This window comes from Bradyrhizobium sp. USDA 376 (assembly GCF_054063675.1).
This window is the reverse complement of the sequence record NZ_JBSSGN010000001.1, coordinates 7,240,203-7,267,164: the sequence shown is the minus strand read 5'-3', so window position 1 is coordinate 7,267,164 and position 26,962 is coordinate 7,240,203. Positions and strand designations below refer to the sequence as shown.

General features: G+C 64.6%; 25 protein-coding genes, 1 tRNA gene and 1 pseudogene. 19 read left to right on the top strand and 8 right to left on the bottom strand.

Annotation, left to right across the window (positions count from 1 at the left end; all coding sequences use genetic code 11):
- Positions 1-6 precede the first annotated feature (6 nt).
- The 9 genes from ACVJ19_RS34015 to ACVJ19_RS33975 all read left to right on the top strand — a co-directional run bounded on the left by ACVJ19_RS34015 (position 7) and on the right by ACVJ19_RS33975 (position 13,942).
- Positions 7-3,498, top strand: coding sequence for an indolepyruvate ferredoxin oxidoreductase family protein (locus tag ACVJ19_RS34015; protein WP_453953452.1), 3,492 nt, complete (start codon positions 7-9; stop codon positions 3,496-3,498).
- 992 nt (positions 3,499-4,490) lie between these two features.
- Positions 4,491-5,648 (top strand): thiolase domain-containing protein, encoded by a 1,158-nt coding sequence (locus ACVJ19_RS34010; protein ID WP_453953451.1) that lies wholly within the window; start codon positions 4,491-4,493, stop codon positions 5,646-5,648.
- A complete protein-coding gene (locus ACVJ19_RS34005) occupies positions 5,648-6,037 on the top strand; it encodes a Zn-ribbon domain-containing OB-fold protein (protein WP_092192950.1) in 390 nt (129 codons plus the stop codon). The genes ACVJ19_RS34010 and ACVJ19_RS34005 overlap by 1 nt, the downstream gene beginning before the upstream one ends.
- Positions 6,038-6,292: 255 nt before the next feature.
- Entirely contained in the window at positions 6,293-7,153 is an 861-nt protein-coding gene (locus ACVJ19_RS34000; RefSeq protein ID WP_453953450.1) for a MaoC/PaaZ C-terminal domain-containing protein, read from the top strand.
- 220 nt (positions 7,154-7,373) lie between these two features.
- On the top strand, positions 7,374-8,252 hold the full coding sequence (locus ACVJ19_RS33995) for an SDR family oxidoreductase (RefSeq protein WP_453953449.1): 879 nt from the start codon (positions 7,374-7,376) through the stop codon (positions 8,250-8,252).
- A 130-nt stretch (positions 8,253-8,382) separates the two neighbouring features.
- Entirely contained in the window at positions 8,383-9,336 is a 954-nt protein-coding gene (locus tag ACVJ19_RS33990) for a dihydrodipicolinate synthase family protein (protein ID WP_018647302.1), read from the top strand.
- 4 nt (positions 9,337-9,340) lie between these two features.
- On the top strand, positions 9,341-10,135 hold the full coding sequence (locus ACVJ19_RS33985; RefSeq protein ID WP_453953448.1) for an NUDIX hydrolase: 795 nt from the start codon (positions 9,341-9,343) through the stop codon (positions 10,133-10,135).
- Positions 10,136-10,214: 79 nt separating this feature from the next.
- Positions 10,215-11,129 (top strand): DMT family transporter, encoded by a 915-nt coding sequence (locus tag ACVJ19_RS33980; RefSeq protein WP_453953447.1) that lies wholly within the window; start codon positions 10,215-10,217, stop codon positions 11,127-11,129.
- Between the two features lie 125 nt (positions 11,130-11,254).
- Positions 11,255-13,942 (top strand): PAS domain S-box protein, encoded by a 2,688-nt coding sequence (locus ACVJ19_RS33975; protein ID WP_453953446.1) that lies wholly within the window; start codon positions 11,255-11,257, stop codon positions 13,940-13,942.
- Here ACVJ19_RS33975 and ACVJ19_RS33970 read toward each other — a convergent pair whose 3' ends face one another.
- Positions 13,943-14,296 carry a GrlR family regulatory protein gene (locus ACVJ19_RS33970; RefSeq protein WP_453955265.1) on the bottom strand — a complete coding sequence of 118 codons (354 nt, stop codon included), beginning with the start codon at positions 14,294-14,296 and terminating at the stop codon, positions 13,943-13,945.
- A gap of 262 nt (positions 14,297-14,558) precedes the next feature.
- Between ACVJ19_RS33970 and ACVJ19_RS33965 the strand changes: the two genes are divergently transcribed.
- On the top strand, positions 14,559-15,056 hold the full coding sequence (locus ACVJ19_RS33965) for a hypothetical protein (protein WP_453953445.1): 498 nt from the start codon (positions 14,559-14,561) through the stop codon (positions 15,054-15,056).
- 57 nt (positions 15,057-15,113) lie between these two features.
- On the opposite strand, the gene ACVJ19_RS33960 is transcribed toward ACVJ19_RS33965, so the two are convergent.
- Positions 15,114-15,500, bottom strand: a complete 387-nt coding sequence (locus tag ACVJ19_RS33960; protein WP_453953444.1) for a VOC family protein — start codon at positions 15,498-15,500, stop codon at positions 15,114-15,116.
- Positions 15,501-15,683: 183 nt separating this feature from the next.
- Between ACVJ19_RS33960 and ACVJ19_RS33955 the strand changes: the two genes are divergently transcribed.
- From ACVJ19_RS33955 to ACVJ19_RS33945, 3 genes are all read left to right on the top strand, one after another.
- On the top strand, positions 15,684-16,256 hold the full coding sequence (locus ACVJ19_RS33955; protein ID WP_453953443.1) for a hypothetical protein: 573 nt from the start codon (positions 15,684-15,686) through the stop codon (positions 16,254-16,256).
- Between the two features lie 172 nt (positions 16,257-16,428).
- Positions 16,429-16,926: a hypothetical protein gene (locus ACVJ19_RS33950; RefSeq protein WP_453953442.1), complete on the top strand. Its 498-nt coding sequence runs from the start codon at positions 16,429-16,431 to the stop codon at positions 16,924-16,926.
- Positions 16,927-17,079: 153 nt separating this feature from the next.
- Positions 17,080-17,156 (top strand) — tRNA-Arg (locus ACVJ19_RS33945).
- 72 nt (positions 17,157-17,228) lie between these two features.
- Here the strand turns inward: ACVJ19_RS33945 and ACVJ19_RS33940 are convergent.
- Together ACVJ19_RS33940 and ACVJ19_RS33935 are read right to left on the bottom strand one after the other, a co-directional pair.
- Complete coding sequence (locus ACVJ19_RS33940; RefSeq protein ID WP_453953441.1) at positions 17,229-18,191, bottom strand: helix-turn-helix domain-containing protein; 963 nt, start codon at positions 18,189-18,191, stop codon at positions 17,229-17,231.
- Between the two features lie 463 nt (positions 18,192-18,654).
- Positions 18,655-18,933, bottom strand: coding sequence for a hypothetical protein (locus ACVJ19_RS33935; protein WP_453953440.1), 279 nt, complete (start codon positions 18,931-18,933; stop codon positions 18,655-18,657).
- A gap of 321 nt (positions 18,934-19,254) precedes the next feature.
- On the opposite strand from ACVJ19_RS33935, the gene ACVJ19_RS33930 reads away from it, so the two are divergent.
- A complete protein-coding gene (locus ACVJ19_RS33930) occupies positions 19,255-19,716 on the top strand; it encodes a host attachment protein (RefSeq protein WP_453953439.1) in 462 nt (153 codons plus the stop codon).
- 31 nt (positions 19,717-19,747) lie between these two features.
- Here the strand turns inward: ACVJ19_RS33930 and ACVJ19_RS33925 are convergent, their stop codons facing one another.
- Positions 19,748-20,011, bottom strand: a complete 264-nt coding sequence (locus ACVJ19_RS33925; RefSeq protein ID WP_453953438.1) for a hypothetical protein — start codon at positions 20,009-20,011, stop codon at positions 19,748-19,750.
- 296 nt (positions 20,012-20,307) lie between these two features.
- On the opposite strand from ACVJ19_RS33925, the gene ACVJ19_RS33920 reads away from it, so the two are divergent.
- The 3 genes from ACVJ19_RS33920 to ACVJ19_RS33910 all read left to right on the top strand — a co-directional run bounded on the left by ACVJ19_RS33920 (position 20,308) and on the right by ACVJ19_RS33910 (position 22,564).
- Entirely contained in the window at positions 20,308-20,754 is a 447-nt protein-coding gene (locus ACVJ19_RS33920) for a hypothetical protein (protein WP_453953437.1), read from the top strand.
- Positions 20,755-20,849: 95 nt separating this feature from the next.
- Positions 20,850-21,722 carry a DMT family transporter gene (locus ACVJ19_RS33915; RefSeq protein ID WP_453953436.1) on the top strand — a complete coding sequence of 291 codons (873 nt, stop codon included), beginning with the start codon at positions 20,850-20,852 and terminating at the stop codon, positions 21,720-21,722.
- Positions 21,723-21,817: 95 nt separating this feature from the next.
- Positions 21,818-22,564: a hypothetical protein gene (locus tag ACVJ19_RS33910; protein WP_453953435.1), complete on the top strand. Its 747-nt coding sequence runs from the start codon at positions 21,818-21,820 to the stop codon at positions 22,562-22,564.
- Between the two features lie 61 nt (positions 22,565-22,625).
- On the opposite strand, the gene ACVJ19_RS33905 is transcribed toward ACVJ19_RS33910, so the two are convergent.
- On the bottom strand, positions 22,626-22,913 hold the full coding sequence (locus ACVJ19_RS33905; protein WP_453953434.1) for a histone: 288 nt from the start codon (positions 22,911-22,913) through the stop codon (positions 22,626-22,628).
- Positions 22,914-23,068: 155 nt separating this feature from the next.
- A pseudogene (locus tag ACVJ19_RS33900) lies at positions 23,069-23,380 on the bottom strand (deoxyribodipyrimidine photo-lyase); the annotation flags it as partial.
- 115 nt (positions 23,381-23,495) lie between these two features.
- Between ACVJ19_RS33900 and ACVJ19_RS33895 the strand changes: the two are divergent.
- On the top strand, positions 23,496-25,226 hold the full coding sequence (locus ACVJ19_RS33895; protein WP_453953433.1) for a methyl-accepting chemotaxis protein: 1,731 nt from the start codon (positions 23,496-23,498) through the stop codon (positions 25,224-25,226).
- A 96-nt stretch (positions 25,227-25,322) separates the two neighbouring features.
- On the opposite strand, the gene ACVJ19_RS33890 is transcribed toward ACVJ19_RS33895, so the two are convergent.
- Positions 25,323-25,982, bottom strand: coding sequence for a peroxiredoxin (locus ACVJ19_RS33890; protein ID WP_453953432.1), 660 nt, complete (start codon positions 25,980-25,982; stop codon positions 25,323-25,325).
- A gap of 382 nt (positions 25,983-26,364) precedes the next feature.
- On the opposite strand from ACVJ19_RS33890, the gene ACVJ19_RS33885 reads away from it, so the two are divergent.
- Positions 26,365-26,937 carry a hypothetical protein gene (locus ACVJ19_RS33885; protein ID WP_453953431.1) on the top strand — a complete coding sequence of 191 codons (573 nt, stop codon included), beginning with the start codon at positions 26,365-26,367 and terminating at the stop codon, positions 26,935-26,937.
- Positions 26,938-26,962: the final 25 nt, after the last annotated feature.

Below are 26,962 nucleotides of genomic sequence, written 5' to 3'. Positions count from 1 at the left end.
GACAGCATGGGCATCAACCAGGGTCCGATCAGTCTCGATCAAAAATACACCCAGCAGACCGGACACGTCTTCACTACGGGCATCCAGGCCTTGGTGCGTCTGCCGATGGCCCAGATCCGGCGCGACCGCGCCAACGGCCTCAACACCGCGGGCTTCATTTCCGGCTATCGCGGCTCGCCGCTCGGTGGCTATGACCAGCAGCTGTTCGCCGCCCGCAAGCATCTCGAGCAATACAACATCAAGTTCCAGCCCGGCGTGAACGAGGACCTCGCCGCGACCGCGATTTGGGGCTCGCAGCAGCTCAACCTCTCGCCCGGCGCGAAGTATGACGGCGTGGTCGGCATCTGGTACGGCAAGGGCCCCGGCGTAGACCGCTGCGGCGACGTGTTCCGCCACGGCAATGCCGCGGGCTCGGCCAAGAACGGCGGCGTGCTGTGCCTCGCCGGCGACGACCACGGCGCAAAATCCTCGACCGTTCCGCATCAGTCCGACCACGCCTTCATCTCCGCGCTGATGCCCTATCTCTATCCCTCGAGCATCCACGAGATGATCGAGATGGGCCTGCTCGGCATCGCGATGTCGCGCTATTCCGGCTGCTGGGTCGGCATGAAGGTGATCACCGAGACGGTGGAAACCACCGCCGAGATCGATCTCACCGACGAGATGAAGCCCTTCATCATTCCCACCGATTTCGAGCTACCGCCCGGCGGCCTCAATCTGCGCTGGCCCGATGACCGTTTCGAGCAGGACCGGCGCCTGCAGGACTACAAGGGCTTTGCCGCGATCGCCTTTGCGCGCGCCAACAAGGTCAACCGCGTCACGATGGACTCGCCGAACGCCCGCTTCGGCATCATGGCGTCGGGCAAGAGCTATGAGGACGTGCGGCAGGCGCTGCGCGAGCTCGGGATCACCGAGGAGGTCGCAGCCAAGATCGGCCTTCGTCTCTACAAGATCGGCATGCCCTGGCCGCTGGAGCCGGAAGGCGTGCGCCAGTTCGCGGTCGGGCTCGAAGAAATTTTCATCGTCGAAGAGCGCCGCGAGATCGTCGAGAACCAGGTCAAGCAGGAGCTGTTCAACTGGCGCGACGACGTCCGCCCGCGCATCGTCGGCAAGATGGACGAGCACGACAAGCGTTTCCTCACCTTCGCCGCCGAGCTCAGCGTCGCGTCGCTTGCGACCTCGCTGACCGAGCGCCTGCTCAGGCTTAATCTCAACCCCGAGATCACGGAGATGCTCCGCGCCAAGGCCGACTGGTTCAACGGCCGTCAGGCGACCCAGATGCAGGCGGTCGCACCCGTCTCCCGCACTCCTTATTTCTGCTCGGGCTGTCCCCACAACACGTCGACCAAGGTCCCCGAGGGAAGTCGCGCGCTCGCCGGCATCGGCTGTCATTTCATGGCGCTGTGGATGGACCGCTCGACCGAGACCTTTACCCATATGGGCGGCGAGGGCGTGCCGTGGGTCGGCATCGCGCCCTTCACCAACGAGAACCACATCTTCGCCAATCTCGGTGACGGCACCTACTTCCACTCCGGCATTCTCGCCATCCGCCAGGCGATCGCCTCCAAGGCCAACATCACCTACAAGATCCTCTACAACGACGCCGTTGCCATGACCGGCGGCCAGCGCCATGACGGCGATCTCTCGCCGCAGAAAATCATGGCCCAGCTTCACGCCGAAGGCATCAGCGAGATTTATCTCGTCTCTGAGAACCCTGACGCTTATCCCGCCGATACCATCGCGCCCGGCGTCAAGAAATATCACCGCGACGAATTGCAGAACGTCATGAAGATGTGCCGCGAGTACACGGGCACGTCCGCGATCGTGTTCGTGCAGACCTGCGCCGCCGAAAAGCGCCGCCGCCGCAAGCGCGGCCTGATGGAGGATCCGGCGCGCCGGGTCATGATCAACCCGGCGGTCTGCGAAGGTTGCGGCGACTGCTCGGTGCAGTCGAACTGCATCTCGGTCGAACCGCTGGAGACCGAGTTCGGCCGCAAGCGCGCCATCAACCAGTCGTCCTGCAACAAGGATTATTCTTGCCTGAAGGGGTTCTGTCCGTCCTTCGTCACCATCGACGGCGGTGCGCCGCGCCACCGGGCGCCGGCCGAACTCGCTGAGATCGGCGAGCTGCCCGAGCCGGCATCGCGCCCGACGCTCGACAAGCCCTACAACATCGCGGTCGGCGGCGTCGGCGGCACCGGCGTTCTCACCATCGGCGCGCTGCTCGGCATGGCCGCTCACATCGAAGGCAAGGCTTCGATGATTTTGGACATGTCGGGCCTGGCACAAAAGGGCGGGGCGGTGCTCAGCCATGTCCGTTTGTCCGATCATCCGGCCGAGGTGACCTGTTCGCGCATCGTCACCGGCACGGCCGATCTGGTGCTCGCCGCCGATGAGGTGGTCGCGGTCGCCAAGGACACCATCTCGCTCTGCGACTCCAGCCGCACCCGCGGCATAATCAACAGCCACGTCATTCCCACCGCCGATTTCATCCTCAACCGCGACTTCAACTTCCAGACCCGCAAGCTGAATGCGGTGCTGGAGACGGCGCTGCACAAGGACTCCGTCTTCTTCGACTTCACCAGGCCGGCCGAGCAACTGCTCGGCGACAGCATCGCCACCAACATGATGATGATGGGCTATGCTTATCAGAAGGGGCTGTTCCCGCTGTCGGCCGAAGCGATCGAGCAGGCCATCGAGGTCAATGGCGTCTCGATCAAGATGAACAAGGAAGCCTTCCGCCTCGGCCGTCTCGCGGTCGTGGACCCCAAGCGCCTCGCCGACATGCTGAAGGGAACGGAGGATGTGGTTGCGCCGAAGACGCTGGATGCCATGACGCTGGACGAAGTGATCGAGCATCGCGCCAAGCATCTGACCGCCTACCAGAACACCCGTCTCGCCAAACGCTATCGCAAGCTGGTCGATCAGGTCCGCGATGCCGCGGTGAAGGGCGGATATGGCGATGCGCTGCCGCGCGCGATCGCGGTGAACTATGCCAAGCTCTTGGCCTACAAGGACGAGTACGAAGTCGCGCGCCTCTTCACCGACGGCGCCTTCGAGCAGCAGCTCCGCGATCAGTTCGAGGGCGACTTCAAGTTCAGCTTCAACCTCGCCCCGCCGATTTTAGCGAGTGGCGTCGATGCGCTTGGCCGTCCGAAGAAGCGAGCGTTCGGCCCGTGGATGCTGAACGTCTTCCGCGTGCTGGCAAAATTCAAGTTCCTGCGCGGCACCCCGCTCGACATCTTCGGCCGCAGCGCCGATCGCAAGCTCGAACGCGACCTGATCGCCGGTTACGAGAAGGACGTCGCCACCGTGCTCGGCCTGCTGTCGCCCGTCACGATCGACACCGCCGTGGAGCTGCTCTCACTGCCCGACCGCATCCGCGGCTACGGCCCCGTGAAGGAGAAGGCGGTGAACGACGCCAAGGCCCGCTACGCCCAGCTCGCCGCGGACTTGGCCAATCCGCCGCCGGCACCACGACAGATCGCAGCCGAGTAGGGCAGTCCCGTAGGGTGGGCAAAGCGACTTGTCCGCCGTAGCTCGAAGAGCGAAGGCGGAAGCGTGCCCACGTCTTCTGGCTCGATCCTGGCGAGATGGTGGGCACGGCGCGTTGCGCCTTTGCCCACCCTACGGCACCATCTCTTGCGTTGCCTGTCGGGCAAAACCCCACGCCGTGGGTCAATCCACGCTCGCAAACATATTCCACTTTACCGAAATTCGGAATTGTCGTATCGGTGCGCCACCTCATCCCAGTCAGAGGGGCGTATCGCGATCGTCACGAAACGCGGGGTGAGTGGCGGTGGACGCGGGCTGCGTCGCACGAGCGATTGTCTCGCGCACGACGGGCGCGGTCTCGCGTACGGCAAAATCGTGTGGTCCTGACGCCCGGGGCCTGTGCGTCAAGTCTTGCGATCGCTCGCAAGGCGACGGGGGCAATAGTGCATCGCTCCCCGGGGAGAGCACGACATAAGCCGTAAAACCACTGCGCAGGGAAGGCCGGTTGTTTGGCTTCACCTGTATGCCGCTGTGCATCTGTTCTTCGCGCATTCGCGCACAGCGGACCGTGGGTGCCCAGCCGGCACCCGGTCTTCCCTGCGCCCTCTTCAAGGAGGGGAGCCAGACGGAAGCAAAGCTCGGGCGAGATGCGCCGCGAGGATGCGGAGGTGTGTCTGGTCGTCATTGCTGTCGATGTTGAGGTAGCGAGCCCTGCACAACCGTCGTCCTGAGGCGCTCGCCTCTTCGGCGAGCCTCGAAGGGTGACGGCCCGGCTGTCGCGGCCCGGGCGTCGAGCTAGCTCGGCCGTGCATCCTTCGAGGCTCCCGATAGGGCGCTGTGCGCCCCATCGCTCGCGCCTCAGGATGACGGATCGAGTAAAGCATTTGCGCCAACCCGCCGCCCTCTCGCGCGACGGAATATTTCCGCGCTTGCCAATCAGGCCATCGCGGTTCAGAAAAAAGAGCCAAGAAGAAACGCGAGCGGAGACCTCTGTTTTGACCATCAAGGGCAAGGCCTACATTGCCGGGATCTACGAACACCCGACCCGGCATGCGCCGGACAAATCCACCGCCCAGCTCCACGCCGAGGTCGCCAAGGGTGCGATCGAGGATGCCGGGATCAGCAAGGACGATGTCGACGGCTATTTCTGCGCGGGCGATGCCCCCGGCGGCGCCTGGCCGATGGTCGACTATCTCGGCCTCAACACCAAGAAGCTCCGCCACGTCGATTCCACCGAGACCGGCGGCTGTTCCTACATCATCCATCTCGGCCATGCCGCTGAGGCGATCGCCGCAGGCAAGTGCTCGATCGCGCTGATCACGCTGGCGGGCAAGCCGCGCACCGGGGTGATGCCGCCGCGTGCGGCCGGCGCCGAGGTCGATTTCGAATCCGCTTACGGCGCAACGACGCACAATGCCTATGGCATGTGTGCCATGCGCCACATGCACGACTATGGCACCACCAGCGAACAGCTCGCCTGGATCAAGGTCGCAGCCTCGCATCACGCGCAGTACAATCCGCATGCGATGCTCAAGGACGTCGTCACCGTCGAGGACGTGCTGAACTCGCCGATGATCTCCGATCCCTTGCATCGCATGGATTGCTGCGTCGTCTCCGACGGCGGCGGCGCGCTGATCGTGACGACGCCGGAGATCGCCAAGAGCCTGAAGAAGCCGCTGGTCAAGCTGATCGGCCATGGCGAGGCCATGAAGGGCCCGCGCGGCGGCAAGGATCTCGACCTCACGTACTCCGCCGGCGTCTGGTCCGGCCCGCGCGCGTTCGAGGAAGCCGGCATAACGCCGACGGACATCAAATACGCCTCGATCTATGACAGCTTCACTATCACGGTGCTGATGCAGCTCGAAGACCTCGGCTTCTGCAAGAAGGGCGAGGGCGGCAAGTTCGTCGCCGACGGCAATCTGATCTCGGGCGTCGGCAAGCTGCCGTTCAACACCGACGGCGGCGGCCTCTGCAGCAACCATCCCGTCAACCGCGGCGGCATGACCAAGATCATCGAGGCTGTGCGGCAGCTGCGCGGCGAGGCGCATCCGAAGGTGCAGGTCAAGAATTGCGATCTCGCCATCGCCCACGGCACCGGCGGTCTTTTGGGCGTTCGCCACGCCGCCTCGACGGCCATTCTGGAGCGCGTGTGATGAGCGAAGCGAAAAAGTATCCGGCCCCGGTGACCAACCCCGAGACCGCCGCGTTCTGGGATGCGGCCAAGCAGGGCAAGTTCATGATCAAGCGCTGCACCGCCTGCGGCGAAGCGCACTACTTCCCGCGCTCGATCTGCCCGTTCTGCTACTCCGACAAGACCGTGTGGGAAGAAGCATCAGGCGAGGGCACGATCTACACCTGGAGCCTGATGCGGAAGTCGCCAACCGGCCCCTACGCCATCGGCTACGTCACGCTGAAGGAGGGACCGTCGGTGCAGACGAATTTCGTCGACTGTGATCTCGAGAAGCTCAAGATCGGCCAGAAGGTGAAGGTGGTGTTCAAGCCGACCGACGGCGCCCCGCTGCCGTTCTTCACGCCGGTGTAGGGCGACGCTGCGTAGGGTGGGTAGAGCGAAGCGAAACCCACCGACGCAAGCAATGATGGGTTTCGCTGCGCTCTACCCATCCTACGAGTTCTCCGTTCTTCACGTTGTGTAGGACGGTCCTCATCCTGAGGAGCTTGCGAAGCAAGCGTCTCGAAGGATGGCCACGACAAGAAGCGTTTCGGGCATCCTCATGGTTCGAGACGGCGCAAGAGCGCCTCCTCACCATGAGGATGAGAACCAGAGGAAACAAACAAAATGTCCGCCAGATACGAAGAACTCAAGGGCCTGAAAAACCTCGGCCAGAAATACGCCTACAGCGATCGCGAAGTCATGCTCTACGCCTACGGCATCGGCCTCGGCGCCGATCCCATGGACGAGAACGAACTCGCCTTCGTCAACGAGGGCACGTTCACGCCGCGGCCGCTGAAGGTGGTGCCGACCTTTGCGTCCGTTGCCGCGTGGGGCTCGGGTCCGGGCGAGATGAACCTCAACCGTGTCATGGTGGTGGACGGCGAACGCGACATCACCTTCCACCAGCCGCTGCCGGTGGCCGCCAACATCACCGCGGACTCCTCCGTGCTCGAGGTCTACGACAAGGGCAAGGACAAGGGCGTCGTCATCAGCCATCAGACCGTGCTCAAGAACGAGAAGGGCGAGAAGCTGGCGACGCTGGTCGCCTCGCGCTTTGCCCGCGGCGATGGCGGCTTCGGCGGGCCGAACCTGACCCAGCCCGATCCGCACAAGATTCCCTCGCGCAGTCCCGACAAGACCATCGACATCGTTACGCGTCCCGATCAGGCGCTGGTCTATCGCCTCTGCGGCGACCGCAACCCGCTGCACTCCGATCCGGAGTTCGCCAAGAAGGCCGGCTTCCCGCGTCCGATCCTGCACGGCATGTGCACCTACGGCATCACCTGCCGCGGCGTGCTGCAGACCTATGCCGACTTCGACGCAAGCGCCTTTCGCCAGCACGTCGCGCGGTTTTCCTCGCCGGTCTATCCCGGTGAGACCGTGACCATGGACCTCTGGAAGGACGGCAACGTGATCTCGTTCGAAGCCAAGGTGAAGTCGCGCGGCGTCACCGTGATCAAGAACGGCAAGACGGTGCTGGGTTAGCAACACGCGACGGCCGTCGTCTCCCTCGCCCCGCTCTTGTCCGCCGAAGCCCGCCTTCGGGCGAAGGCGGATGCGGGGAGAGGGTGGGGTGAGGGGCTCTCACCACGGGCTGTGACGGTATTGAGACCTGTACCCCCTCACCCGGATCGCAAAGGGCGATCCGACCTCTCCCCGCAAGCGGGGAGAGGTGAAAGAAAGACAAAAACAGGGAGAAGCCACCATGGGACTACTCGACGGCAAGGTCGCGCTGATCACCGGCGCGGGCGGCGGGCTTGGTGAGGCCTACGCAAAGCTGTTCGCGCGGGAAGGGGCCTCGGTCGTCGTCAACGATCTCGGCGGTCCCCGTGACGGCTCAGGCGCCGACACCTCGATGGCCCAACAGGTGGTGGACGCGATCAAGGCCGAGGGCGGCAAGGCGGTCGCCAACGGCGCCGACATCTCCACCATGGAGGGCGGCCAGTCGGTGTTCGACGACGCCATCAAGCATTTCGGCCGAGCCGACATCCTGGTCAATAACGCCGGCATCCTGCGCGACCAGACCTTCGCCAAGGCCTCCGAGGCCGACTGGGACAAGGTCATCAAGGTGCATCTGAAGGGTACCTTTTGTTGCACCATGCCGGTGTTTCGCTGGATGCGGGAAAATGGCGGGGGCGTCATCGTCAACACCTCCTCGACATCAGGCCTGATCGGCAATTTCGGCCAGACCAATTACGGCGCGGCCAAGGGCGGCATCTGGGGCCTGTCCAACGTGCTGGCGATCGAGGGCAGGAAGTACAACATCCGGATCTGGACGCTGGCCCCGGGCGCCCTGACCCGCATGACCGCAGACCTGCCCCGCTATAAGGAGAACCCGGGGACGGCGCTGGGACCGGACGGCATCGCGCCGGCCGTGCTATACATGGTCAGCGACTTGTCGGGCGACCAGACCGGCAAGGTGCTGGGCGTGTCCGGGCCCCGCGGCGTGCGCGAAATGCGGATGATGGAAATGGAAGGCTGGAAGCCGCCGCACTCGGGCTGGAAGGCCCAGGACGTCGTTGAGCATGCCAAGGAGATCTTCTTCTCCGAGGAGCAGATCAAGATGGGGGCGCGGCGGTTTTAGCTGTTGTTGTCGTTCCGGGTCGATGCAAAGCATCGAACCCGGAACCTCGAGATTCTCAGGTGCGCAATTGCGCACCAGAGTTCGGCTCTGCGAGCCGCCCCGGAATGACGAACAAAGGGATAAAGGACTGATGAAACTGACCGCCGACGCCAAGGGCACCTTCGCAATCGCGCCGACACCGTTCCACGATGACGGCCGGATCGACGAGCGCTCGATCGACCGCCTGACCGATTTCTACGAGGAGGTCGGCTGCGACGGCGTCACGGTGCTGGGCATCCTCGGCGAGGCCCCCAAGCTCGATGCCGCCGAAGCCGAGCAGGTGGCGGTGCGCTACGTCAAGCGCGCCAAGAAGATGCAGGTGATCGTCGGCGTCTCCGCGCCGGGCTTTGCCACCATGCGCTCGCTGGCGAAGGCCTCGATGGATGCGGGCGCGGCCGGCGTCATGATCGCGCCGCCGCCGTCGCTTCGCACCGACGACCAGATCGTCGGCTATTTCAAGCAGGCCGCAGAAGCCATCGGCCCGGATGTGCCCTGGGTGCTCCAGGACTATCCGCTCACCTTGCAGGTCGTGTTCACCCCCGCCGTGATCCGCAAGATCGTCATGGACAATCCGAACTGCGTGATGCTCAAGCACGAGGACTGGCCGGGTCTGGAGAAGATCTCGACGCTGCGCGGCTTCCAGAAGGACGGCTCGCTCCGTCCGCTCTCGATCCTCTGCGGCAATGGCGGCACGTTCCTGGATTTCGAGATGGAGCGCGGCGCCGACGGCGCCATGACCGGCTACGCCTTTCCGGAACTCCTGATCGACGTCGTGAACCTCTCCAAGGCCGGCAAGCGCGATGCCGCGCATGACCTGTTCGACGCGCATCTGCCGCTGATCCGCTATGAGCAGCAGCCCGGCGTCGGCCTGACCGTGCGCAAATACGTGCTGCAGAAGCGCGGCATCATCGCCTCCAGCGCGCAGCGCAAGCCCGGTGCGACGATGACGGCGACGGCCAAGGCCGAGGTCGACTATTTGCTGTCGCGCGTCGCCCGCTTCGACAAGCGCGCCAATCTCGGCCCGCAATCCAGCGCCGCAGGTTAATCGAATGGCCGAGACATCAGCATCACGCCCGGCGTCGACCATCCTTCTCCTCCGCGACGGTGCAAAGGAAGTCGAGGTCTTCATGATGGTCCGCCATCATCAGATCGAGTTCAACTCGGGCGCGCTGGTGTTTCCCGGCGGCAGCGTCGATGCCGGCGACAACGAGATCGTCGCCCGCGCCGACCTGTATTCAGGCGGCGAAGGCTTGAGCGAAGCGGACCGCGGCTTTCGGATCGCCGCGATCCGCGAGACGTTCGAGGAGAGCGGCATCCTGCTGGCGCGGTCCAGGGACACGGGCGCGCCTGTTGATGCCAGGCGTGCCGGCGAGATCGCGGACAAGCATCGCGTCGCGCTCAACGAGCACAAGATCAGCTTCCTCAGCATCCTCGCCGACAACGGCCTCCAGCTCGCGCTCGACACGCTCGTGCCCTACGCGCACTGGATCACGCCGGAGGGCATGCCGAAGCGTTTTGATACCTGGTTCTTCCTTGCGGCAGCACCGCCGGACCAGCTCGGTGCGCATGATGGACGGGAATCAACCGACTCGATCTGGGTCTCGCCGCGCGAGGCCGTCGAAGGCGGCGAGAGCGGACGCTTCAAGCTGCCGTTTCCGACCACGCGCAATCTGATCCGGCTCGCCAAGCAGCCAAACGTGAACGCCGCGCTCGATCATGCCAAGGGCATGTCGATCGTCACGGTGATGCCGGTCATGACCAGGACCGAAACCGGCCGCCAGCTCCGCATTCCCCGCGAGGCCGGCTATGACGGCGAGGTGTTCGAGGTCGGCGCGGTCGGCTGATACACTTCGACACGCAACGAAGTATCGGCGAGCGCGGACGCGCTAGGTTCCGTCCATCGCGGAATGGACGGGCCTCACCATGGATATCAGGCAGGACACCAACATCGCCGTCGAGCTGGCGCTGTTGGTCGCGCTCGCAACGCTCTGGGGCGGCTCCTACACCTTCATCAAGCTCGGCGTCGCCACCATCCCGCCGATCACGCTGATCGCCGCCCGCACCGCCATTGCGGGCCTGCTGCTGCTCCTCGTCATGCGGGGGCGAGGCATCAAGATGCCGACGGATGGTTCGACCTGGCAGCGCTTCGCATTCCAGGCCGTGCTCAACAGCGTCATTCCCTGGACGCTGATCGCCTGGGGCGAGCGCCATGTCGATGCCGCGCTCGCCACCATCCTCAACTCGGCCGGACCGATCTTCACCTTCCTGCTCACGGCGGTCGTCACGCGCCACGAGGCGACGACACCACGAAAGCTGTTCGGCGTGGTCGCCGGCATGGCCGGCATCCTGCTGATCGTCGGCTTCGATGCCTTCCATGACATCGGCAGCGGCCTCGTTGCGGAAGCCGCGATCGTCGCCGCCACCATCTGCTACGCCTGCGCCGCGATCTTTGGCCGCAGTTTTAAGGGCCTTGATCCGATGGCGCCTGCGGCCGGCTCGCTGCTGGCGGGAGCGGCGGTCCTGATCCCGGCTTCGCTGATCGTCGAGCAGCCCTGGACGCTGTCGCCCTCACTTGGCTCCGTGCTGGCGCTGCTCGCGCTGGCGACCTTCTCGACCGCCGCGGCGTTTGCGATCTACTTCCGCCTGATCCAGACCCTGGGCTCGGTCGGCACCACCGCACAGGCGTATTTGCGCGTCCCGATCGGGGTCGCCATCAGCGTCGCCTTCCTTGGTGAAAGCCTGAGCCGGACCGCCTGGATTGGGCTGGCCTGCGTCGTCCTCGGCGTCGCCGCCATGACGATCCCGGCCGGGTGGCGGGCAATCGTCAAAACGTCATAATCCGGCGCGGAGGCCGGGCCGAGAACCGCGATATTAACGATATTCCGCGGCGGCAGGCATGTTCCCCCGGGCCGGCAAGACGTCGTATATATTGGGTTTCCAGTAGCCCGGTCCTCAACGCACCAATGTCCGCCGAATTGACGCCGCCCCCTGAGAAAAAGCGAATATTTTCGCTGTCCATCGGCCAACTGACGTTCGGAAGCTTCATCCTGGTGCTGGCGGTGATCATCGTCACCTCGACCGCGAGCGTGATCGCGATCCGGCACATCGACACGACCTTCGCCGAGCTGCAGCGGCTGCAGAGCGTCGGCGACCTCGCCGAGGACATCGACCGCCGCATGAACGAGCTGCGCCTCGCCGCGCGCGACTTCGTCACCGATCCCGGCGCCGGCATCCAGTTCAAGCAGGTGGGCGAGGCGGCCTCGACACTCAGCGACATCCTGAAAAAGACCCGCATCGAGCTCGCGCCCGAGCAGCAGGACATGATCGACGGGGTCACCGAGCGGCTTGCGACCTATCGCAATGGCCTCGAGCGGATCTCGACGCTGATCGACCGCCGCGCCCAGCTGCTCGCCGGCCTGCCGCCGCTGCGCGAGCAGTTCGACGCGGCGGTCTCCGGCACCGCGGACCGCGAGCTCGCCTCCCGCCTGTCGGAGGCGCAGAGCCGGATCGCGCTCGGATTGCTCGCGCGCAACCCGTCGGCGGCCGAGCAGTCCGCACAGGGCATGCGCGCGATGGATATCACCGATCCCAAGCTCAAGGCGGCGGTGAACGACTATGCCGAGGCGATCATGGCGGTCGCCGTCCGCGAGCGTCAGATCGCCGACATCGACCGCGAGGTGCTGGGCACCGAGGGCCGGCTGATCGGCCGCGTCACCGAATTGCTGCGCGAGGTCAGCGCTCGCCGCGGCCACGTGCTGTCGCGCGATTTTGCCCGCACGCTGACGGAGGCGCGCTGGCAGAGCATTGTGCTCGGCTCGATCGGCGTGCTGATCGGCATCGTCGCGGCCGCCTTCGTGGTGCGGCGCACGGTGCGCCCGCTGGCCCAGATCGCGCGCTCGATTCGCGCGCTTGCGGCTGGCCAGAAGGACACCTCGATCCCGTCCGCCGATCTCGACAACGAGATCGGCGACATCGCACGCGCGGCCGAAGTGTTCCGCCGCGCGCTGGAGGAGGCCGACACCGCGCGCGAGGCGGCGGTGCGCGCGCTCACCGAGCAGCGCCTGGCCGAAGAGAGCTATCGAAAACTGTTCGAGGGGTCGGTCGACGGCATCTACGTCACCACGCCGGCCGGCGACCTCCTCAACGCCAATCCGGCGCTGGCGCGGATGATGGGCTATGACAGCCCGCAGCACCTGATCGACAGCATCAACGACATCGCCCACACCATCTACGTCCATCCCGAGGCGCGCGACGAATACCAGCGGCTGATGGCGCGCGACGGCATGGTGCGCGAATTCGAGTACCAGGTGCGCCAGCGCAGTGGCGACATCCTCTGGCTCTCCGACAGCGCCACGGGCGTGCGGGACGAGCAGGGCAACATCGTCCGCTATGAGGGCACGCTGCGCGACATCACCGACCAGAAGCGGGCGGAGGACGCCATCGCCGAGGGCCGCCGCCTGCTCCAGCAGGTCATCGACACCGTGCCCGCTGTCATCAACGTCAAGGACCGCGACCTGCGCTACGTGCTGATGAACCGCTACATGGCCGGGATCTTCGGCATCGAGCCCGGCGACGCGCTCGGCCGCACCACGGCCGACCTGATGTCGCGTTACGGTGCGGCCAAGACCGACGAGAACGACAAGCGCGTGCTCAAGCTGCGCAAGGGCCTGGGCTTCTACGAGGAAGAGTACAAGGACGTCGCCGGCAACATGCGGCAATGGCTGGTCAACAAGCTGCCGCTGCTCGATGCCGATGGCGAGATCGAGCGGATCGTCACGGTGGCGCTCGACATCGGCGAGCGCAAGCGCGGCGAGCAGGAGATGCGCAAGGCCAAGGAATCGGCGGAGACCGCGCTGCGCAATCTGCGCGAGACGCAGGCCTCGCTGATCGAGGCGGAGAAGCTCGCCGCGCTCGGACGGCTGGTCGCCGGCGTCGCGCACGAGGTCAACAACCCCGTCGGCATCAGTCTCACGGTCGCCTCCGCGCTGGAACGCAAGACTGCGATGTTCACGTCCGAAGTCGAGCGCGGCGAGCTTCGCCGCTCCACGCTCAACGATTTCCTCAACACCAGCCGCGATGCGTCCTCGCAGCTCGTCTCCAATCTCAACCGCGCCGCCGAGCTGATCCAGTCGTTCAAGCAGGTCGCGGCCGACCGCAACTATTCGGACCAGCGCACTTTCGACCTCGGCGATCTCACCGAGCAGGTGGTGATGAGCCTGCGGCCGGGCCTGCGCAAACACAACTTGACCCTCAACGTCGAGTGCCAGCCGGATCTGACCATGAACAGCTATCCCGGGCCGTACGGGCAGGTGCTGACCAATCTGTTCCTCAATTCGGTCGCGCACGCCTTCCCGGACGGCCGGCCGGGGATGATCGACATCCAGGTGCGCGAGTCCGGCAAGGACAATGTCGAGATTATCTTCTCGGACAATGGCTGCGGCATGTCGCTCGACGTGCGCCGCCGCGCCTTCGATCCGTTCTTCACGACGCGGCGCGACCAGGGCGGCACCGGTCTTGGTCTGCATATCGTCTACAGCATCGTCACCAACCGGCTCGGCGGACGGCTCGATCTCGATTCCGAGCCGGGCGGTGGTACGCGCATCCAGATGATCTTGCCGCGTACGGCGCCGCTGGAGCAGGCCGCGGAGTAGCTATTCCACGTCCGCCAGCTTGTGCAACGTGGCGCCGAAAATCAGACTGGCCTTGCCGACCAGCGCCGTTCCCGTCATCTCCGCGCGGGTGTCCGTGTAGGTCCCGCTGACGCCAATGCCGACCGGGGCAGGGCCGCCGAACAGCGGATTGTCATCGCCCCGAGGTGACGTGTGCCGCTGCACCAGCACCTCGCCTTTGAAGGTGTGCGCGTCCTTCACCACATAGCTGCCGGTGTAATAGAGATAGGCATCGCCGCCAAGAATCTTGCCGTCGCGAAAAAGGATCACGCCGCTGCCCTTGCCGACTCGACCGTCGAGCAGCGTGACGTGGATCGAATAGAGGCCGTTCTTCATTACGTCCCGCAGGCCGGCCGCCATCGCCCAATGGCGTAACCGGTACGGCTTTTATGCCAAAGCACATCCCCTCGCGCAACGCGGGAGTTTGCCGGCCGGCAAGCCGCAACCCGGCCGTGCGAAACCGTAATTGTCCCGGCTTGTCTGTGACGCCGATATGACTGTCTCATCATGGGGCGAGGCCAGTCGTTGCGAATCAAGTTGGCCCGCGAAATGCATAACCATTGTTGCACTGGCCGCGGGGTGCTGGAGCAAGACAAACGTGAGCAACTGGATCGATTCCGGCGGCGATGAGCCGCGTCTGTACAGTGCGCGTCCCACGATTTGCAAAAACGAACGACGGCGGATTGGCAACGCGACACGCTGGCGAAGCGCGACGAGGCTGGCATGCGCCATAGCCTTGATTGGGCTCGCCGCCCCCTTCGGGCACGCCCGTGACCGAGGCCAGTTCGTCAACACCAATGCCGACTTGAAGGCCTGGTTCGACGGCCTGCGAAGCGGAAAGGGGCCATGCTGCTCCGATGCCGACGGTTCGGCGCTCTCGGACACCGACTGGGAGAGTAAGGACGGACACTATCGCGTCCGTGTCCCACGCCTTGGCTACGTGCTTGACGGCCAGCAGCAGGAACTCGTCTGGGTCGATGTCCCCGAGGAGGCCGTGATCTCGGAGCCGAACCGGGTGGGACGCACCATGGTGTGGCCGATCTACGGCTACATGGGCGTCACCATCCGCTGCTTCATGCCCGGCAGCATGACGTAAGCGCGCCAGGCGGCACTCCGCCTGGTCTTGCTTTCGCTTGACGCGGCTCGCGCGGCGTCAGGCGTATTTCTTGTCGCGCTCGAGCAACTCGATGGAGATGCCTTCGGGGCCGCGGATGAAGCAGATGCGCACGCCGGGCCGGATCGTCGTCGGCTCGCGTGTAAAGGTGACGCCCTTGGCCTTGATCTCGGCGGCGACGGCGTCGATGTCCTTTACCGTCAGACCGAAATGGTCGAGGCCCTGATGCGGGTGCGGGGGCGGCGGATTGACCGCATTGTCGCCCTCGAGCGGCGCGATGAAGATTTTTGCGCCGCCGAGGTTCACGTCGATCCGTCCGGGCGCGCGCACGATCTCACCGCCAAGGATGTCCCGCAGCCAGGCCGCTGTGGCCTCCGGATCGGGGCTGCGCAGATGGACATGATCCCAAGTGACGGCGATTGGCATTTCATAGTCTCCCAACGGGGTCTTTCGATGTTGCGGCGCATGTTAGCGGCCCCGGCCGGTGATCGCCACCGTCCCTGCCGACTCGCCTGAAGCGCGGGAACCTTAGTTCCTCTCCCGGATTAAGGTAAGCAGTGGTCTGCTCGTCGCGTAAACGCAAGGTCGGCCGCCATCGGTGATGCATCCATGAACGCCAGGCTTGACCGGATTGGATTGGGACGCTTTGCCGGAACCGGCGAGCGACTGGCCCGGGCCGTGACGGTCGCGAGCGTCTCGTTTGGCCGAGGCCTGCTGTGGCTGCTGGCGGCCATCATCGTCGGCTGCGGCATCTGGATGCTGCTGCCGCTCTCCAAGGGCAACAGCACCGAGCCGGTCAAGTCGGACATCGCCGTTGTCGAACCGGCTGCTCCGGGCGATGCCGCAGCAGCGGTCTCGCCGGCGGCCGAAGTCCCGGCTTCGGCTGCAGCAGAGCTCGACCATCTCAGGATTTCCTCGCAGACCTGGCGTCGCGGCGGCCTCGGCTCGAAGGCGCTGGTGACATTCACGCTGCGAAACGACAACGACTATGCCGTAAGGGATGTCGAGATCACCTGCGCTTTCGTGCGTCGCGATGGCACGCCTCTCACCGCTCGCAGCCGCGTGCTGCAGGACACCGTCAGCATGAAGAGCCGCAAGACCTTCGCGCGCATTCCGGTCGGCCACGTCAACGTTAATGCCGATCAGGCAAGGTGTTCGCTGGTTGCGGCACGGCGGGCATGAAGGGTGGCGTCTTCGGGTAGCGGAAAAGTTACCGTTTCCGGCCTTGTTCTGCCCTTGGCCAAAAAACTTGGCGTCGCCATTTGAACCGAAGGGCAGGGCCAGGAACCAATCAAAGTATCGCCTGTTAAGGCGGAGAGCCCACGCGGGGATTGCGGGGGGCGGAGTGCGGCCAATGCCCATCTTTCGGTATTTCATGTTTGTCGGCGGAGCGTTGCTTACCCTGCTGTTTGCGGTGAACTTCGTCGTGCCGGCCTCGCCCGTGACGCCAGCCGTCGCGACCGCGAGCAATGACCAGCCGTTGATCCGGATTCGGTCCGATCGCCATCTGCCCGAGCGTGTCGTGCTCGACACCAGCCAGCCGACGATTGCCCCGCCAGCGGCGAAGACCGCAGCTGTCGCGGCGCCGCAGCCGCCGGATACCGCGTCGGCAGCGCTCCTCGCGGAGATGTCGGCCAAGGCGCGGGTGCGCGAGACCTTTGCCCAGTTTACGCCTGGTTCGAAGGCCGACGCCGCCAAGAAGCCGCAGGCCCAGGCTCAGCCGAAGCGTAAGGTCGCCAGAGCCCATCCGGCCCCGCAATATGGTGGGCCACAGTTTGGTGGGCCACAGTATGGCCGGCCGATGATGGTGGCACAGCAGCCGCATTTCGGCCTCTTCAACACCACCTGGTGACAAGCCGGCTGTGACCCGCCTCCGCGGAGGCGGGAAGGGCTTTTTATTGGCCAGCCTCTCTGCTAATTCGAACCCGTCCGAACGCCGCTCGGTGTGCTGGCTCGCCAGCCACGGTCCGGCGCTTCGCGGTTACGGCCCAATCCCCGGGCCAGGGCGCTCGTAGCTCAGCTGGATAGAGCATCGGATTTCGATTCCGAGGGTCGGAGGTTCGAATCCTTCCGAGCGCGCCAGTCGTCTCAGCCGGTTTTACCGCCATATTCCAGGCGATGCTGGGAACGGACGGCCGTTGCCGCACTTGCAGATCAGCCTGCCGAAAGACCGCTCTGGCGCCCGCGCGCCAGCGTGTCCGAGGGGGTCTCGTGGAAGGTCGCACGGTAGGCCGCCGCGAACTCGCCCATGTGGTGGAAGCCCTGGGCGCGCGCGCAGGTGGCGACGGTGGCACCGCCGCCCTTCAGGAGCCGGGCGCGGGTCGCCCACAGTCGTTTCAGCCGAATGTACTGATGCAGGCTCATGCCGCGCACCTTGCTGACGGCCCCGCTGAGCGTCCGGACCGAGACACCGAACTCACCGGCGAGGTCGGCCGTGTAGATTGGAGCGGTCGGATAGGCCGCGACGTAATCGTCGATCCGCTGTATCAGCCTGGTCGACCGCCCGCCCTGGACCGAGGTGCTCCGGTCAGGACTCGTACCGATCCGAAACAGATCGTCGAGCGCGAGCAGCAGGCCTTCCTGGAGATGGGCGGCGGCCTCGGTGGTCTCGAACAGGAACGGCTGCACCGACGCGGTTCGCAGGATGTCGAGCACGAGCTGGCGCGTGTGGAGCAGGGCGGGCCGGTTGGCGACATAGGCCCGCAAATCGTCGGCATGATCGAACCAGCCCCGGTCTTTCAGGCCGGGCGAGAGGATGATCATCGCATAATGATTGGTCCGGGGTTCGACGAAATGGCACTCGTCGTTGCCGCGGAGCGCAACGAAGAAGCGCGCGTCGAGATCCATGCCCTTGGAATTGGCCTGAAGGTCGTCGGTCATCGACAGGATCACCATCCCGCCCGGCATGCGATAGGCGGTGTCGAGGATGCGCGCGAAGGACCGCATCACGACGATGCGGCACGCCGGCAGAGAGACGACGGCGCGGGCGGCCGCGAAGTTCGCAACGTCGAGCGGAATGCTCCTCGCATCCTCCATCGACTCGATCGGCCGAAAGGCGTCGACGTCGGCAAAGCCGATCAGTTGAAGCGCGGAGGACGGGACGAGGGCGTCGAACATGCGTCTGGCCGGCTGCTGCAATGTGACAATGAAATGAACGTCAGTACATTGCCATCAATGGCGAAACGGCCCGCCTCAGTAAACCGGATTCCGGGCCGTAGTATTGCGGACATCATGCCACGACGTGTGCCTGATCATTGTCACCGTCAACGTTCCCGGCTCATCGGTAGGCCGGTGACGAGGTCGATGAAATGGAGGCGCGTGCAAGCGGGACAGGCGAAGGACTCGAAGCTCCGTCCCTCCGGTCTCTGCTGCTTCTCCAGATGCGTCTGCACATTCATGCCCGTCTGAGGGCATCGAAAGACAATCAAATCAGCCATCGGCGTAGAATGACGGCGCGGCGAATTTTCTCTTTGATCCAGATCAGTTTTGGAATGGCTCCAGGCGCACCGGACGCGCGGGTGGGCACAGGCCAATCGGCGATCTCGCAAAAGCGAAGGGGCCCCGAGGGCCCCTTCGAATGTCACCAGCGGCGGTAGCCATAATAGCGCGGGCCGTAACCGCCGTAGTAACGCGGCGGTCCATAATATCGGGGGCCGTAGTACGGCCGCGGACCGTAATATCCATAATAGTTCGGACGCCAGAAACAGCGCCCCCAGGCGTCGCAGACCATGCGGACCTGCTCGACGTCGGAGACCTCAGGGACGGCAGGTGCAGGCGCGACGGGCATGGCGGACGCCGCCGGCGATGCCGCAAGGGCACCGAACATGGACGCGACGACGAGGCCAATCTTAAGCTTCATGATGTCTTCCTTTGCTTACGCAATACAGGATATCGAAGTTGTTCTGATCAAATTGTGGCGGAACCGAAATGTAATGCTGATGAACACGCCTTCAGCCACTCCGCCGCGGGCCTGATCCAGCTTGACCAGACTAGCCGAGCTTCCCGCCCCTTGGCCATGCCGCGCTTGCGTCATCGGCATCGCCACCGTCCTTGATCCTGCGCAAGTCGCGCCGGCGGCTTCGTCCCTAGTCTTGTCGTCGTGGGCAGTCCTTCGCGGAATGCGAAGCGCGTCCGGCGGTTCGCATCGGTCCGGAGCCCACTGTTTGTTTGGAGCTGTGCAATGGACAAGATGAGAATTGACAAGGGTGACTGGCTGGTCATTTGCGACGGGCGCAAGGCGCTCATTCTGGAAAACCTCGGCGACGAGATGTTTCCGAACCTCCACACCAGAGAGGTGCACGAGCAGCCCAATCCCTCGACCAGTGCACAAGGAAGCGATGCGCCGGGCCGGCTCCACGGCGTGTCCGGCGGCGCACGCAGCTCGGTCGAGCAGACCGATTGGCACGACGAGGCCGAGCGCGCCTTCCTGCGCAGCCTGGCCGGCCGGCTCGACGCCGCCGTCAGTTCGGGCGAGACTTCGGCCCTGACCATGGTGGCCTCGCCGCGGGCGCTCGGCATGATCCGCGCCGACTATTCCGACGTCGTGCGCAAGGCGCTTCACGGCGAGGTCGGCAAGGACCTCGTCAAGCTGCCGGTCTATGAGATCGAGAAGCAGTTGCTGCGGTCGGGCGCGGCGAGATAGGGACGCCCGCAGCAGACGCGCTGGCGCCCCTTTAGTAGCAGGGGTGCCGGCGGCGATCTTGGCCGATATAGGCGGCCGAGCTCCGGTAGCAGTGGTTGGTCGCGGGACCGTCGTAATAGGCGAAGGTACCGGGGGTGAGGCCCGGACCGTAATTGTGCAGATAGCTGATCGGGTAGGGCAGCGGGTTGGCGTAGGAGCGGTGATATCGGTGATGTCCCCCTGCCTCCGCAAGGCCAGGGGCCAGGATTGCGGCTGACAGGGCAGCAACTGCGGCTACAAGCTTCGACTTGCTCATCTCGATTCTCCGGAACCCGCGCCAATAGGTTAGCCGGTTATAGCGATTTCGGGTCGTCAGGACACCCGGCCGGCGACCGGAAAACGGGGTTAATCCCGCAGATTCCCGACCGGGTGTGACAGAATTGCCCGGAAGTGCGGTCGAAGTCTGCCCATTTTTGGCCTTTTCGGGATGCTTAACGAATTCCCCACACAAGTATGACCAAAGAGACTTCGGTTTAGAATCCTGTCGCCGGCCCTTTGGGGGTCCTTCGAGGCCGGTCCATTCCTGAAGGCTTTCATCACCGTCACCTCGCCATGCGCATCACGCTCCTGAGCCTGCTGTTGCTCTGCTTCGCCGCCACGACGCCGGCGCGGGCCGAACTGCGCATCACCCGCGACCATGGCGGCTATGTCGAGGAGTACAAGGCCAAGTACAAGCGCGTCCGCGAAAAGGGCGAGCGCGTCATCATCGACGGCATCTGCAACTCGGCCTGCACCCTGGTTCTCGGCATGGTGCCGATGAACAAGATCTGCGTGACCCCGCGGGCCAGCCTCGGCTTCCACCAGGCCTATTACGACAAGGCCTTCACCTTCGGCATCAAGGTCACCAGCGCGGAGGGGACGTCCGACCTGATGTCCTACTACCCCGACACGGTGAAGGACTGGATCCGCCGCAATGGCGGGCTCACCACCGACATGAAGAAGATCAAGAACGGTGTCGAGCTCTGGAAGATCATCGACCCCTGTCCGGAAGAATGGTGAGCGGTTGAGCTGAGCCGCCGTCCGTCGCAGCGCAGCATCGGCGGGCAAGAAATTCGCATTGCCGCACTGGCCCCCATGGGGCAATGAGGGCAGCAATGAACCATAATCAAGAAGCCCTGACCGCCCGCGCCGCGCCGATCCTGTTTGTGCTGCTCTGGAGCACCGGATTCATCGGCACCAAATACGTCGTCAACAATGCCGATCCCTTGACCTACCTCGCCATCCGTATGGCGATCGTGGTCGGCCTGATGGCGATCATCGTCGCGATTGCCAGGCCGAAATGGCCTGACCGGATCGGCATCGTGCACAGCGCGGTCGCCGGTATCCTCGTCCACGGCTTCTACCTCGGCGGCACCGCGATCGCGATTGCCCATTCGATTCCGGCCGGGCTCTCCGCGCTCATTCCGGGTCTTCAGCCGATCCTGACCTCGAGCATCGCCAACCGCTGGCTCGGCGAGAGGGTGACGCCGGTGCAATGGGGCGGCCTCGTGCTCGGTCTCGGCGGCGTGGTGATGATCCTGCACAACCGCCCGATGACCGGCGAAGCAGGGCTCGGCTGGCTTGCCTCGGTGGTTTCGCTCATCTCCATCACGCTCGGCACGCTCTATCAGCGCCGCTACTGCAATCACATCGACTGGCGCGCCGGCAATCTCGTGCAATACGTCGCCGTCACCATCTTCTTCGCGATCGGCGCCTTCCTGTTCGAGGACCGCGTGGTGCACTGGACGCGGGAGTTCGTGCTCGCGCTGGCCTGGCTCGCGGTCGCGCTCTCGATCGGATCGATCGGGCTGCTGTACTGGCTGATCCGCCACGCCGCGGCGACGTCGGTGGCGAGCCTGTTCTACCTCGTGCCCGCGGTGACCGCGCTGATGGCTTATCTGCTGTTCGGTGAGAAGCTCGATGCAGTGGCGATTGCCGGCATGGCGATGTGCGCAGCCGCGGTGTTCGTGGTCAACCGGCGGTTCTAGGCGGGCAGGCGTGGCGGCGGAATACATCCCTGACGTGCGCGGAGCCCCGTGCTAGGCTGGCCGTATTTCAGCTTTCCCTTTCACAGGTGTTTTCCATGAAGAAGGCGAGACGTGCGCTGCTCGGCCGGTCCCTGAAGCCGGTCCGGATTGCCTGCATCAACTACGCGGAGGAGATGATGAGCGACCGGATGATGGCGAAGCTCACCGCCGCACTCCAGAAATGCTACGACGAGCATTTCCTGCCGGTCTGGGGCTACCCGGTCGACCTCGACGTCACCCGCAAGCCGAAATCCACGGACTGGCAACTGGTCTATTTCGACGATGCCACCCACAAGAACTTCCTCGGGCGGCACGAGCTGACGCATCGCGGCCAGCCGATCTCAAAAATCTTCCTCAAGGCGCTGGGTGAGGACGATCCCGTCAGCCTGGCGGCATCGCACGAGCTGTTCGAGATGGTGCTCGACCCCATGGCCAATCTCTGGGCCGACAAGACCCGGCACACCCAATATGCCTATGAGGTCTGCGACGCCGTGGAGGAAGAGTCTTTCCTCGTCAGCGGTCTGCCGATGTCGAACTTCGTCTATCCGTCCTGGTTCGAGCCGTTCGAGCATCCCCGCGGCACCAAGTTTGACCACTTGGGATCGCTGAAGGAGCCGTTCTCGATGACCGAGGGCGGCTACGTCATCAAGAAAGTCAACGGCAGGAAGGTGATCAAGGCGTTCGGCTCGCCGGCGAAGCGGCGGCGCTTCAACGCTGAGGACCGGCGCGGTCATCGCAGCGAATTCCGCGATCCGCAAGGCGAGCATCACCCGGGCCGGCGCGCCGCCAAAAAGCAGGGGTAGGGTATCGCAGGAACCGTCTCCGGGCGCGGCCGCACCCGGAGACATGCGTCTCGCGCCGTGATCAGCGCTTGGACTTCTTGGCCTTCTTTTTCTTCTTGGCGGCCTTCTTCGCGGATTTCTTCACCACCTTCTTCGCGGTCTTCTTGGCGGCTTTCTTTGCCGACTTCTTTGCAGTCTTCTTCGAGGACTTCTTGGCCTTCTTTGCCTTCTTGGGCGCTACTTTCTTCGCAACCTTCTTGGCGGCTTTCCTGACCGTCTTGACGGCGGTGACTGCGGCGTCCTTGGTTGCTTCCACGGCGGTGGTCATCGTCTCCATCGCCTGTTCGGTGATCGGCTTCTCGTCGTCCATATCGTCCCCCACGGTTTGTATGGAGCGATGACGATAGCTGGTTTCACAATTGTGTCAAAGCAACGCTCAACCTTTGCGGATCTTTGCGTAGGCAGCGCGCGCTCGCGTCCCCTCGCATGATCGACGATCGGATAGCCGGTGCGGCCGCGCTGCGCGATCCCGTTCCAGTAAACGGCGCGGGCGCCGCTCTCGCGCGCCAGGTCGGGGATCACCCTGGCCGCAGCTCCGCCCGGCGCAGGATCAGCGATCCGCCACGCGCGGCGATCTCGGTGCCGAGCGCCCGGAGAGTGATTGTGCTAGCCACCAGCGCGCCGCGCCACCCGGCGCTCGCCCGACCGTGTCGTCGAGGATGTAGAGGCAGATCACCGGTGCGGCGGACTTCGTGGCAGCATGGAGGGCGGGAGGTCGGACAGGCGGAGGTCATCGCGAAACCAGACGATGACGGGCGGCGCGCTTGGCGTGGTCAGGAGGGGCTTCGTTTACGATTTGGAAAGGATGCCGGCTGCAGCGCTGTGAACCGTCGTTAATGCGGCCGTAAGCCGATTGCACGATTATGCAAGAATTACGGGGGTCATTCCATTCATGTCCAAACTTTCAACGGCAAGGTTCCTGCCGCAGTTCAAGCTCGGCACCAAGGCTGTCCTGTCTGCCGTGCTGCTGATCGCCGTCAACACGGCGCTGGTGGTCGGCGCCGGCTATTGGTCGCTCACGTCCGCTTTCAATGATCGCGCGCTGCGCGACATCGAGGTCAATCTGCGCACCCTTGCGCTGGCCTTTGCCGAGTCGGCTCCGGACGTGAAGATCACGGTGAGGGATGGCGCGGTCGTGCGTGCCGAGGTTCCCAAGATGCCCGACTTCAAGGACCATGCGATCGTCGATCGGGCGGTGTCCTATGTCGGCGGCAATGCGACCCTGTTCGTGTTCGACGATGCGAGCGGGCAGTTTGTGCGACGCTCGACCAACGTGAAGAAGGAGAACGGCGACCGCGCCGTCGGGACCCAGCTTGCCGCCGATCATCCGGCGCAGGCCGGCTTGCGCCGTGGCGAGGCCTACAAGGGCCCCGCCGTCCTGTTCGGCAAGTCGTTCATGACCGCCTATTTCCCGATCGTGGACGCGGCCGGCAAGGTTGCCGGCATCCTGTATGTCGGCATCCCCATGGCCCAGTTCGAGAGCATGCTGACCCAGGCAATATCGAGCATGGCCGCTGCCGCTGGACTTGCCGCGCTGGTGGTCCTGGTCCTCACCCTGCTGATCGTCCGCCGCGTCACCCGGCCGCTCACCTCGGTCACGCGCTCGCTGACGGCGCTCGCCAACGGCCAGAGCGACGTCGAGATCGATTGCGAGGATCGCGCCGACGAGATCGGCGAGATCGCCCGCACGGTCGCGGTGTTCAGGAGCAATTCGCTGGAGCGGGCGCGCCTGCGCAGCGAGCAGACGGCGGCCACGGCGGCCGCGGCCGAGCAGCGCAAGGCGGAGCTGCGCAACTTCGTCGAAGAGTTCCGCGGCAGCGTCGGCGGCATCCTCGACAAGGTGTTGAGCTCCTCCGGCGAGTTCGAACGGGCCGCGCGGCAACTCACCGACACCGCGCGCTCCACCGCCGATCTCTCGGCGCGGTCGGCCGGGGCCTCCGAGGACGCCTCCGAGCATGTCCGCTCGGCGGCCTCAGCCTCCGACGAACTGTCCCAGTCGATCTCGGAGATCACCCGCCGCGTGCAGGAGTCGAACGAAATCTCTGCCGAGGCGGTGCGACAGGCCGAGGCCACCGACCAGCGTATCGCGCAGCTCTCCGAGGCGGGCTCGCGCATCGGCGACGTGGTCAAGCTGATCACTTCCATCGCCGAGCAGACCAACCTCCTGGCGCTGAACGCCACCATCGAGGCCGCGCGCGCCGGCGATGCCGGCCGCGGCTTTGCGGTGGTGGCTCAGGAGGTCAAGACGCTCGCCGGCCAGACCGCGAAGGCGACCGAGGAGATCTCGAACCAGATCGCCAGCATGCAGCTTGCGACCGAGGAGTCCGTTACCGCCGTCAAGGGGATCGGCCAGACCATCGAGCGCATCAGCAGCATCGCCGGCTCGATCTCGGCTGCGGTCGAGCAGCAGCGGAGCGCCACCCACAACATCGCGGCCAGCGTTCGCGCTGCGGCGTCCGGCACCGCCGATGTCGCGGTCAATGTCCGTCACGCCGCCAAGGGCGCGAGCGAGACCGGCGAGACGTCGAGCCGGATGTTCGCCTCTGCCCAGGCGCTGTCGGGCGAGAGCCTGCATCTGAAGGCCGAGGTCGACAGCTTCCTCGACCGCGTGCACGCGGCGTAATTCGCAACAGTCATTCCGGGGCGGTGCGAAGCACCGAACCCGGAATCTCGAGATCCCGGGTACGATGCTGACGCATCGCCCCGGGATGACAGTCGGTTATTTGGGCTGCGGCACGATCCGGATGTAGGGCTTCGGCTCCTTCCAGCCCTGCGGGTAGATCGTCTTCGCCTCGTCGTTGGAGACCGAGCCCGCGATGATGACGTCCTCGCCCTGCGACCAGTCGGCCGGGGTGGCGACGCGGTGCTTGGCGGTGAGCTGGAGCGAGTCGATGACGCGCAGGATCTCCTGGAAGTTCCGGCCCGTGGTCATCGGATAGACCAGCACCAGCTTGATCTTCTTGTCCGGCCCGATGATGAAGACGTTGCGGACGGTCTGGTTGTCGGCCGGGGTGCGAGTGAGGGGATCGCCCGAGGTCGAGGCCGGCAGCATCTCGTACAGCTTCGAGACGTTGAAGTCGGTGTCGCCGATCAGCGGATAGTTGGGAGCCGCGCCTTGCGTCTCCTTGATGTCCTCGGCCCATTTGGCGTGGCGATCAATCGGATCGACGGAGAGGCCGAGCAGCTTGACGCCGCGCTTGTCGAATTCCGGCTTCAATTTGGCGAGCACGCCGAGCTCGGTCGTACAAACCGGCGTGAAGTCCTTGGGGTGCGAAAACAGGAGGGCCCAGCTGTTGCCGATCCAGTCGTGGAACTTGATCTTCCCTTCGGTGGTTTCGGCTTCGAAGTCGGGGGCGGTGGTGCCGATCGGAAGTGTCATGGTTCTACCTCATCGCATTGAATTTACTTGAGAATTAGTCTCTGGCCGTCGCCGTCAGTATAGGGGCTTGGCGAGGCTAAGTGAACGCTGACTGAACCGCTTGAAGTAAAATGTGAATTCCTTCTCTGAAGAGCCGATCTTCTAGCACTTTTCTGTTACAGCCGCGCCTGCGGCGAAACATCTCTCGCGGTCTCGATTGCCGCGATAAAGCCTCTTATGACCCGCATCACGCTCGCCCGACGCTCTCCGGAACCGAAATGGTCCTCGTAGCGACTAATCGGCAACCATTGAGAAAAGTCGCGATCCCCGTATCGAATCATTAACCACCCCTTTACGCCAGCATGAAAATGCTGGCCGATCGGAAGAAATCTGGAAGTGAACTATGTCTGCCGCTGCGCCTAAGTCCGTTGAGTCGCCGTCCCTCGAACCGTCCTGCCGCGATACCGCGGCCCATGCACTCTCCATCGTACGCGACGGCGTGATCACGGGCGAAGGCCCGACCACCAAGGGCCGGGTCCATTTTTCCCGCTCGCTCGATGCCGATGACACCGCCTGGTGCGCCCGCATCCTGACCGCCACCGCCGTCAACGATCAGCCGGTCAGCCGCACCGAGGCCGAAGTCCTGTTCGAGATCAACGAGGCCGCGACCGAGCGCACCGATGGCGGCCGCTTCGACGACCTGCTCGCCAAGGCCGTCGCCCATTATGCCGCAAGCGCCTCGGGCCTGAAGGTGCCGCCGCGCAGCGTCGCGCTCTCGGCCGATACCGACATCGAGAGCTGGGCGCCGTCCTACGCCTCCAAGGTCAACAGCGAAATGCTGGAGTGGATCGCCGGCCAGATGCGCGGCAAGCGCCAGAACAACCGTCGCCTGGCGGCGATGGTGGCGACGTTCCTCGGCGCCACCGCGCTGCCCCTGGCGGGCCAACTGCCGAACGTGTTCGACATCGGCATGTAATATTCATAGCGTTTTCGAGCGAAGT

Coding starts and splice junctions, on each gene's coding strand:
- ACVJ19_RS33955 (WP_453953443.1), top strand. CDS start 15,684: ATGAACGCCAGGCTTGACCGGATTGGATTGGGACGCTTTGCCGGAACC.
- ACVJ19_RS33960 (WP_453953444.1), bottom strand. CDS start 15,500: ATGCCAATCGCCGTCACTTGGGATCATGTCCATCTGCGCAGCCCCGAT.
- ACVJ19_RS33985 (WP_453953448.1), top strand. CDS start 9,341: ATGGCCGAGACATCAGCATCACGCCCGGCGTCGACCATCCTTCTCCTC.
- ACVJ19_RS33970 (WP_453955265.1), bottom strand. CDS start 14,296: ATGAAGAACGGCCTCTATTCGATCCACGTCACGCTGCTCGACGGTCGA.
- ACVJ19_RS33930 (WP_453953439.1), top strand. CDS start 19,255: ATGGACAAGATGAGAATTGACAAGGGTGACTGGCTGGTCATTTGCGAC.
- ACVJ19_RS33910 (WP_453953435.1), top strand. CDS start 21,818: ATGAAGAAGGCGAGACGTGCGCTGCTCGGCCGGTCCCTGAAGCCGGTC.
- ACVJ19_RS33940 (WP_453953441.1), bottom strand. CDS start 18,191: ATGTTCGACGCCCTCGTCCCGTCCTCCGCGCTTCAACTGATCGGCTTT.
- ACVJ19_RS33920 (WP_453953437.1), top strand. CDS start 20,308: ATGCGCATCACGCTCCTGAGCCTGCTGTTGCTCTGCTTCGCCGCCACG.
- ACVJ19_RS33885 (WP_453953431.1), top strand. CDS start 26,365: ATGTCTGCCGCTGCGCCTAAGTCCGTTGAGTCGCCGTCCCTCGAACCG.
- ACVJ19_RS33915 (WP_453953436.1), top strand. CDS start 20,850: ATGAACCATAATCAAGAAGCCCTGACCGCCCGCGCCGCGCCGATCCTG.
- ACVJ19_RS34015 (WP_453953452.1), top strand. CDS start 7: ATGGGCATCAACCAGGGTCCGATCAGTCTCGATCAAAAATACACCCAG.
- ACVJ19_RS34000 (WP_453953450.1), top strand. CDS start 6,293: ATGTCCGCCAGATACGAAGAACTCAAGGGCCTGAAAAACCTCGGCCAG.
- ACVJ19_RS33950 (WP_453953442.1), top strand. CDS start 16,429: ATGCCCATCTTTCGGTATTTCATGTTTGTCGGCGGAGCGTTGCTTACC.
- ACVJ19_RS33990 (WP_018647302.1), top strand. CDS start 8,383: ATGAAACTGACCGCCGACGCCAAGGGCACCTTCGCAATCGCGCCGACA.
- ACVJ19_RS33980 (WP_453953447.1), top strand. CDS start 10,215: ATGGATATCAGGCAGGACACCAACATCGCCGTCGAGCTGGCGCTGTTG.
- ACVJ19_RS33925 (WP_453953438.1), bottom strand. CDS start 20,011: ATGAGCAAGTCGAAGCTTGTAGCCGCAGTTGCTGCCCTGTCAGCCGCA.
- ACVJ19_RS33905 (WP_453953434.1), bottom strand. CDS start 22,913: ATGGACGACGAGAAGCCGATCACCGAACAGGCGATGGAGACGATGACC.
- ACVJ19_RS33890 (WP_453953432.1), bottom strand. CDS start 25,982: ATGACACTTCCGATCGGCACCACCGCCCCCGACTTCGAAGCCGAAACC.
- ACVJ19_RS33895 (WP_453953433.1), top strand. CDS start 23,496: ATGTCCAAACTTTCAACGGCAAGGTTCCTGCCGCAGTTCAAGCTCGGC.
- ACVJ19_RS33995 (WP_453953449.1), top strand. CDS start 7,374: ATGGGACTACTCGACGGCAAGGTCGCGCTGATCACCGGCGCGGGCGGC.
- ACVJ19_RS33975 (WP_453953446.1), top strand. CDS start 11,255: ATGTCCGCCGAATTGACGCCGCCCCCTGAGAAAAAGCGAATATTTTCG.
- ACVJ19_RS34005 (WP_092192950.1), top strand. CDS start 5,648: ATGAGCGAAGCGAAAAAGTATCCGGCCCCGGTGACCAACCCCGAGACC.
- ACVJ19_RS33935 (WP_453953440.1), bottom strand. CDS start 18,933: ATGAAGCTTAAGATTGGCCTCGTCGTCGCGTCCATGTTCGGTGCCCTT.